This window comes from Longimicrobium sp., assembly GCF_036387355.1.
Classification (GTDB): domain Bacteria; phylum Gemmatimonadota; class Gemmatimonadetes; order Longimicrobiales; family Longimicrobiaceae; genus Longimicrobium.
The window spans coordinates 1-5,134 of the sequence record NZ_DASVTX010000573.1 but is presented as its reverse complement, the minus strand read 5'-3'; the positions used below and the strand labels follow the sequence as shown (position 1 = coordinate 5,134).

At 65.9% G+C, this 5,134-nt stretch carries 6 protein-coding genes and 1 pseudogene; all 7 read right to left on the bottom strand.

Features of this window, described 5'->3' with window-relative positions; genetic code table 11:
* The coding region (locus tag VF665_RS25055; RefSeq protein WP_331056230.1) for a DUF885 family protein at window positions 1–671 on the bottom strand (671 nt) is incomplete at its 3' end.
* Between the two features lie 685 nt (window positions 672–1,356).
* Window positions 1,357–2,097, bottom strand: coding sequence for a hypothetical protein (locus VF665_RS25050; RefSeq protein ID WP_331056229.1), 741 nt, complete (start codon window positions 2,095–2,097; stop codon window positions 1,357–1,359).
* Window positions 2,098–2,546: 449 nt separating this feature from the next.
* Window positions 2,547–2,747 (bottom strand): hypothetical protein, encoded by a 201-nt coding sequence (locus VF665_RS25045; protein WP_331056228.1) that lies wholly within the window; start codon window positions 2,745–2,747, stop codon window positions 2,547–2,549.
* Window positions 2,748–2,911: 164 nt separating this feature from the next.
* Window positions 2,912–3,109 (bottom strand): hypothetical protein, encoded by a 198-nt coding sequence (locus VF665_RS25040; RefSeq protein WP_331056227.1) that lies wholly within the window; start codon window positions 3,107–3,109, stop codon window positions 2,912–2,914.
* 145 nt (window positions 3,110–3,254) lie between these two features.
* A pseudogene (locus tag VF665_RS25035) lies at window positions 3,255–3,590 on the bottom strand (hypothetical protein); the annotation flags it as partial.
* A complete protein-coding gene (locus tag VF665_RS25030) occupies window positions 3,587–4,342 on the bottom strand; it encodes a hypothetical protein (RefSeq protein WP_331056225.1) in 756 nt (251 codons plus the stop codon). The pseudogene VF665_RS25035 and the gene VF665_RS25030, both read right to left, overlap by 4 nt.
* A gap of 240 nt (window positions 4,343–4,582) precedes the next feature.
* Window positions 4,583–5,134: ATP-binding cassette domain-containing protein (locus VF665_RS25025; protein WP_331056224.1), on the bottom strand; the 552-nt coding region annotated here is incomplete at its 5' end.

Here is a 5,134-nt window from a genome sequence, read left to right as displayed (position 1 = left end):
AGCGCCTTGTCCAGCAGGAAGGCAGGCGGAACCAGACCCATCCCGCGCGCCGCGCGGACCCGCTCCAGCTCGCCATCCAGCTGCCGCGCGTACGACTGCATCCGCGCCAGGTACGCCTCGGCGTCGGCGGCGTTCTCCACGCGGTGGTCGCTGTCCAGAAAGCGCGGCACGTCCAGGTACGCGCCCACGTTCTGGATGACGGTGTACGGCGTGTTGCGCCAGCCGCCCACGGTGATGTCGCCGTAGGGCAGCGCGAATCCTTCCAGCGCCGTGGTGTAGGCGCTGCGGACCACTTCCACGCTGGTCCGCACGGGGTGCGACAGGCGGGCGGCGTCCACCGTCGCGAGCGCGCCCAGGTCCGCGCGCAGCTGCCGCGCGATCAGTTCCTCTCCCGCCGCTGATCGGTCCGCCAGCCGCGACCGCATCTCCGCCCGCGCGCCCACGTCCAGCCCCAGCGAGGTGGCCGACTCGGGAAACAGGTTCAGCAGGTCGTTGCCGATGCGCTCCAGCAGCGCGAGCGCGCTCCGGTCCGCGTCCGTCGCCCCGGCCGAGGCCGGCGCGCGGGCGGCGCCGCACGCGGAAAGCAGCGGCAGCACGGCGGCGGAGGCCAGCGCACCCAGCATCTCCCGGCGAGAGAGAAGTCCGGAGGCGGTAAGAAAGTTCGGCAGCATGGAGGGCTCGGTGTCGGGCGGGAGAGTGACGTCGCGCAGACTTGATCAGCAAGCTAGTACGTTGCTGACCGATGCGCTCGGGAGGCCGGGAGCAGATGACACCGCCGCAACAACAACGGAGCGAGTCCGCCGAAAACGGGGGCGCCTTCGCCTGCACCGAGGTAAGAGGCCAGAGCGGGAACGGGGAGATGGACGAGACGGGTACGGGGCGCGGGCATCCCTGAGCGGATGAATCCGCCGCTCAAAAGCGGGAACCCCCGACACCGGCCACTGGCGCGTCCGGTTCGGGGCTTCAACTGCGCACTGAGAATCAGGGCTGCTGTTCTTCTCTGTCATTCGTTTCTGAGACGCCGATAACCGCCGACCAAGTGCACGCGCGCCAGCGTTGATCGCGCCCGACGTGCCAGCCGATGAAGTCATCGGCCCCGCGCTGATCAGGCGCACCGTAATCGCCGCGCTCAGTCAGCGATGAGCAGATGGCGGCCGGAGGCGGGCTGGCCCAAGAGCAGGAGCCGCTCTGAATCCCGGGAGCGATCTGGATCGGGCGAATACGATGTACCCGCCGTCGTGGCCGGCGCCGGATCCCAAGCGATAGTCCAGTCCGCGTGCGCCGTCACCGCCTGCTGGTCCTGATCACGATTACCGATTCGCGTGAATCCACCCTGGGACTGTTGCTTTTTCCGCCTTAGCGGTTGCTCCCAACCCGGTCGGCTAAGCTGTCGGCGCGGGCGCGGACGCGGGTCCAAGTATCGGGGATACGTCCGGTGAACGTCAGGATCGGGTCGCGCCGAGCCTGCTGCGTTTCTCGGGGTACCGCACGCAGGATCGTGATCGCATTGAAGTGGCCGTCACTGCTGTCGGGGTGGCGCTCGGCGGCGTCGAGCAGCGCCGATACCACCATCGTATCGGCCAGCAGCTTGGGATCGGCCAGCAGTTGACGTGTGGCGGCGATGCGCGCGGGCCCGGAGGGGCCGAACACCTGCTCGATGGTGGACAGGTACGGGTACGTAGGCGCCAACTGCACGTTCGCCGCCGCCACTCGAACCGCTGCGCTGGTGTCTTCCGTGAGAGCCAGGGCTAACTCGTTCCCAAGTGCGGTGTCGACGTACGCAATGGCCCGGAGCGCCATAATCCGGTTGGCAGGCTTATCACTGGTGAGCGAAGGCACAAAGCTCTGTACCAGTTGGGACACCTCGATCCGCTGCTTGGAGTGCGCCTCCAAACTATCCCTCACATGCGCGGCGGCGAAGCGGCTCTCCTCCGTCTGCGCCCGGAAACACGAGAAGATCCCCGTAGCCAGCGCGATGGCGATGGGAAGCAGGCTGCGCGACAGGAGTTCCATCCGCTCGTAATGGTCACGGTGCGAGGCGACTTTTTCACCTGCGGACGCTGGTGCCTGCGTCGTGGAGGTCTGCGAAGCATTCATGGGTGGGTTGAGGCAGGGGCGAAGGATTTGGCTTATTTGGGTCAAGAATCTCAGTCTAAATCTGCTCGGTCTATCACGCCGGTGCGGAAGTGCAAGTCGATACAGGGGACCAGTCAACCGTTGGCTATCTGTTTTGTGCATCACTCAGGAGTTATTAGATCTTCCGTGGTTGTTCAGTTCCTCATCCATATTCCTTTGAAGCAGGTCTGGGGCGTCTCGTCAGACCTCTGGCGAGTCGGCTTTTCATTGGGCAGTCACGTCTTGATAAGGCGGCGATCGACACTCACGGTGGCAGGCACCTACGTTGCCATACGTCGGAACTGGCCGCCGAGCCAGGATGCATTCATTCAATGCACCACGACAACATCGTCACCGCCCACAGACGCCGCCAGATGGTCGCAGTCGGCGTGGAGTGGGCCGCGCTCAACGTAAATCGAGAAACGTCGGACTTAATCCGCCGCTCCGTACAGGTGGCGGTCGTGATGCGCAGACGCGTCGGCGAGACCGCAGGCCACGGGATCGGATCCCAGACCGAGCAACGGGTCCGCCGCCCCTCCCGCGCTCACATGGGCGAGCAAGCGCCGGACCAGTTCCTCCCGCTCTGCCGCGGGGAGCCTGAGGACTTCCGCTTCGAGTTCCTGCACGCTCATGGGGTCACCTCTGGTTGTGTTTTCCCCCGGAATTTACCTGCAACGCGAGTGAAAGGGGAGAGCGAGGCACTGGTGCTCCAATCGTGGCGCGGTCATGCACATTCTGAGATTCATGTCCAGCAGACAGCATCAGAGATCCACGAAGCCAGTCGGCAGTTCCGGGATCAGCGGAAAAGCCTCGTCGATCGTTCCAGGGCGGCCAACAACGCCAGCAGCGATCGGGGCGGCGCAGGCTCAATGATCAGCCGCTCGCCCCCGTTGCGCAGAATGGCTTCCCCGCCGGACAGTTCCAATTCACGAGGAATACGTACCGCCCGGTTCCGGCCGTTCCTGAACAGCTTGGCACGACGATATGGACTCACGATCAACCTCCTGTTGGCCTATGATGAAGCATAGGCCAACGGATGGCGAGGGTCTACCGCTCTCCATCTTCCCGTAACGCCTACGCTGAGCGCCACTGCAATCCGCGGTTGCCCACCAGACAGGCAATCGCAGCGACCAGCGGCTTCAGCCCACGTACGCAGCCAGGTGCTCGCCGGTGAGCGTGGATTGCGCCGCGATCAGGTCCGCCGGCGTGCCCTCGAAGACGATGCGGCCGCCGTCGTGGCCCGCGCCGGGGCCCAGGTCAATGATCCGTCTGCGCGCGTTGTCGATGATTGCCGAGCCGTTGTCCACCGGCCGACTCAGGACGCCGAGCAGCTGTCCCAGGTCAGCCAGGTGCAGGCCGTGCCGAGCAGGCCGCGCAGCGCCGTCAGGCGCTGGACAGCACCGTGAAGACGGCGGCGCGGGCGCGTCGAGCACGTAGACGACGCCCGCGTCCGCAACCTGAGTTGGACGGCTCAGCGGCCGCGGTCCCGCTGCCTTCGCAACTGCTCGAGTTCCTGTCGGAGCGGCCGCCAGTATTCCCGATCCGCGTCGCGCTCACGTTCCATCTCCTCATCGAGCGCCCGCTGCACGCCGCGATCGTCCCCGGAGAGCGCGAACCGTATGGCTTTTCTCCCGTCCGAGAGAAGCCGCGCCTCGTGGGAAAAGCGTTCAGCGACCTCCGCGAGCAGTTCCGGCGTGCGCATCTCCCTCAACCAGAACCGCACGCGTTCAGCCGTCGGCTCGGCATAGAATGCCTCGTAGTTCGCCTCGATCAACCGTCTGATCATCGGCCAGTCCTTGTCCCGCTGCGTCTTCTTGGCACATACCAGATCCGGCAGGGAGAGAACCGCGATCTCCTCCGCGTCCTCAACCATGAGGATCGTGCGCCGCTCCCAGAGTTCGGGAAAAGGAGCTACGCCACGCATGCGTGACATCACGTCAACCCGCATCCCTTCTGCATCCGGATGCTTGCAGCGGAAGTGAACGGCGTGCCCACGCTCGAGATATTCCGGCTCGAAGGGGGGAACCGCGATGCGTGCTGCCTGCAGTTCCGCAAGCGCGCTTGCAAGCCGGGCGAGGTTTTCAGGAGAGGCGAGGAGCGCCAGATCAAGATCCCGGCTAAACTCCGCTGCGCCGTACAACACGCACGCCTGGCCTCCCATGAGGAGCGCCTGCACTCCGTGCGTTCGGAAAGTAGAAAGGACTTTGGTGATCGGGTTCGGGGTCAAGCGAGCCTCCGAGCGTCAGGAATCTGTCCCACAGTTTCGCGCTCTCCAGCCAGCGCTCCTGGGGCGTGAGCCGGTACCACTCGAGCCACTCGCCTTCGCAGGTTCGGCGCAGCGCGGGTGATCCTCGGCGCTCGTGCGCATCTTGCTCCATCGGTCTCCTTCCTGGACGGCCCACCCAAACAGTATCGGCTCGGCTGTTCGGGAACAACTGTCAGAGTGCCCCAATCGCGAGGGCCTGGCTCACCGCGACGAACACACCTCCGCATCCAGGCGCACAAACGCCGCCAGGTGCTCGCCGGTGAGCGTGGATTGCGCCGCGATCAGGTCCGCCGGCGTGCCCTCAAAGACGATGCGGCCGCCGTCGTGGCCGGCGCCGGGGCCCAGGTCGATGATCCAGTCGGCGTGGGCCATCACCGCCTGGTGGTGCTCGATCACGATCACCGATTTGCCACCATCGACCAGCCGGTCCAGCAGGCCGAGCAGCTGCCGCAGGTCGGCCAGGTGCAGCCCCGTCGTGGGCTCGTCCAGCACGTAGACACTGCCCGTTTCGCCCATCTCCGTGGCGAGCTTCAGGCGCTGGCGCTCGCCGCCGGACAGCGTGGTCAGCGGCTGCCCCAGGCTCAGGTAGCCGAGACCGACGGCGGCCATCCGGTCGAGGATGGTGTGGGCCGGTCCGGATCCGAAGAACTCCTCGGCCTCGGCCACCGACATGGCTAGCACCTCGCTGATGTCGCGGCCCCCGAGGTGGTACTCCAGCACCGCCGCCTGGAACCGCTTGCCCTCGCACTCCTC

Excerpts from the sequence above, each read along its gene's own strand:
- VF665_RS25050 (WP_331056229.1), bottom strand. The coding sequence starts at position 2,097 with ATGAATGCTTCGCAGACCTCCACGACGCAGGCACCAGCGTCCGCAGGT.
- VF665_RS25045 (WP_331056228.1), bottom strand. The coding sequence starts at position 2,747 with ATGAGCGTGCAGGAACTCGAAGCGGAAGTCCTCAGGCTCCCCGCGGCA.